Source organism: Moorena sp. SIO3I6 (assembly GCF_010672095.1).
In genome coordinates this window covers 1-1904 of sequence record NZ_JAAHHU010000944.1, presented here as the reverse complement: position 1 = coordinate 1904, position 1904 = coordinate 1, and the positions used below count along the sequence as shown (strand labels likewise).

Below are 1904 nucleotides of genomic sequence, written 5' to 3'. Positions count from 1 at the left end.
CATTGTCATAGCGTGAGTCACATGCTAACCTGCAAGGAGCAAACTTAATCGAAGCCAACCTAGAAGGTGCTGACCTGACTGGTGCCAACTTAAACGGGGCTAACTTAACCCAAGCCTTTGTTACCAACGCTAGTTTAAACTGCGCTAATCTCAACCAAGTGAATTTAACAGCGGCCAAGCTTTACGACACCGATGTGTCTGGAGCTGTCATGAACAACATGACCTTAACTAATGCCGAGATATTTGAAACTGGCATTGGCATTGGTGGTAGTGCCGAGGAATTCAATTTCAATGTCGAGTGTAGAGTAGAGTCTTGACACGTAAGCGATCAGCGATCAGCGATCAGCTATTAGCTTATGGATCACAGTGTCGAAGCCTGTGCCACGGTACTGATTGGTGCTTTTGAATAATTGATGGAGCGCGGTCTTGAGGGAAATCCCCAAGACCGCGCTCCATTTAGAAAACAGGTCAGCATTGGTTTAATCTGAGTTAAGCTGACCACTGACTGCTGACTGCTGAATGCTTACAAAGATGCAGATATTGGCATCTGTGCAGCTCAACCATTGGCGTTGCTGATTATGGGTATGGCGCACGCCCCCCTAGCCCCCCAATTCTGGGGGGAACAAAATTTTCTTGCGTCCCCCAAGCGAGCAATCCCTCGCTTGGGGGACCCACGGGGGCTTTAACAAAACCATATGATCGCGCATTCATTCCTTAATTCAGCAACGCCCAACCATTAGCTGTTATGATCGGAAATCAACCCAGAAAATCAGAGGGGAGGGAAAGTTGACAGAATTTCTAGATTTTCTGAAGCATAAGTATGCTTATGTTGCCATTGGTGAATTCAAGCCAGGCAAATTTCAAGAAGCTCAGGATCTTTACGAGAAAGCTGTATCTACCTATATCCAAGGGTTCAAAGGCGCTTACCTACTGCAAGAACCTGGAACCGATAGAGGGATTGCTGTGATATTTTGGGAAAGTATAGCGGATATGGAAGATAATCAAAGTGAAGCCTATGAGGCGATCTTAAACCAAATGTCTCACTTGTTTACCAAAGCTCCCACTACATCGTTCTACGAAGTTTGCAGTGAAATCCAGCCTCCCAATTAGCTGGAGAATTAAGAATGCGCGAATTTAGAATGGAGAATTAAGACTCATGCGATCGCGTAGCCGTAGGCTGCGTTAGGGGCGGAAAGTCTCTAATTTTTTGCCTCTTGGCCAGGGTTGACATAGTCTGCCCCGTAACGCACCACCTGTCGAGTCCAGTGCGATGCTCTTAAGGCCAAAGGCCACGCTACGGGAACAGAGCCGCTACGGGAACAGAGCCGCTACGCCAACAGAGCCGCTACGCGATGAAGCGTTCGCAAAGCGTGGCCTACGGCCTCAGCTTCCGCTAAAAGGGAACGGATTAAACCTGTAATAATATATACAACTTGTCTACTAAGAGCGGATGGGGGGAATCGAACCCCCATCATCAGCTTGGAAGGCTGAGGTTTTACCACTAAACTACATCCGCACTGTTTCCAGTACTTTTAGCATCATAACATAACAAAATCAAAATGCCACCTTTTTTAGAGCTAATTTGTAAAGTAAATATTAATAAGCTTGAAAGCCTTGCTATGATTGTCTTTTGGTTATTAAATAGTTCAATTGTTCTAGTTTAGCGCAAGCCTTATCCTACAAGGTTTAGTGCGAGTTTACAAATCAGCTCTTAGATCAAAAATCAGGACTATTGCCTCTTGCCTCTTGCCTCTTGCCTCTTGCCTCTTGCCTCTTGCCTCTTGCCTCTTGCCTATTGCCTCTTGCCTCTTGCCTCTTGCCTCTTGCCCATTGCCTCTTGCCTCTTGCCTCTTGCCTCTTGCCTCTTGCCTATTTTTAGCATGCCTTTTTCTAGCGTGCCTTTT

At 46.2% G+C, this 1904-nt stretch carries 3 protein-coding genes and 1 tRNA gene; 3 read left to right on the top strand and 1 reads right to left on the bottom strand.

Annotated elements, in window-relative coordinates; genetic code table 11:
- The first annotated feature begins 29 nt into the window (after positions 1 to 29).
- The 3 genes from F6K49_RS44740 to F6K49_RS44730 all read left to right on the top strand — a co-directional run bounded on the left by F6K49_RS44740 (position 30) and on the right by F6K49_RS44730 (position 1420).
- Positions 30 to 317, top strand: coding sequence for a pentapeptide repeat-containing protein (locus F6K49_RS44740; RefSeq protein ID WP_366514321.1), 288 nt, complete (start codon positions 30 to 32; stop codon positions 315 to 317).
- 469 nt (positions 318 to 786) lie between these two features.
- Positions 787 to 1110 (top strand): antibiotic biosynthesis monooxygenase, encoded by a 324-nt coding sequence (locus F6K49_RS44735; protein ID WP_070391318.1) that lies wholly within the window; start codon positions 787 to 789, stop codon positions 1108 to 1110.
- 160 nt (positions 1111 to 1270) lie between these two features.
- On the top strand, positions 1271 to 1420 hold the full coding sequence (locus tag F6K49_RS44730; protein WP_293108451.1) for a hypothetical protein: 150 nt from the start codon (positions 1271 to 1273) through the stop codon (positions 1418 to 1420).
- 25 nt (positions 1421 to 1445) lie between these two features.
- On the opposite strand, the gene F6K49_RS44725 is transcribed toward F6K49_RS44730, so the two are convergent.
- A tRNA-Gly gene (locus F6K49_RS44725) sits at positions 1446 to 1516 on the bottom strand.
- Between the last annotated feature and the right edge of the window lie 388 nt (positions 1517 to 1904).

Excerpts from the sequence above, each read along its gene's own strand:
- F6K49_RS44730 (WP_293108451.1), top strand. The coding sequence starts at position 1,271 with ATGCTCTTAAGGCCAAAGGCCACGCTACGGGAACAGAGCCGCTACGGG.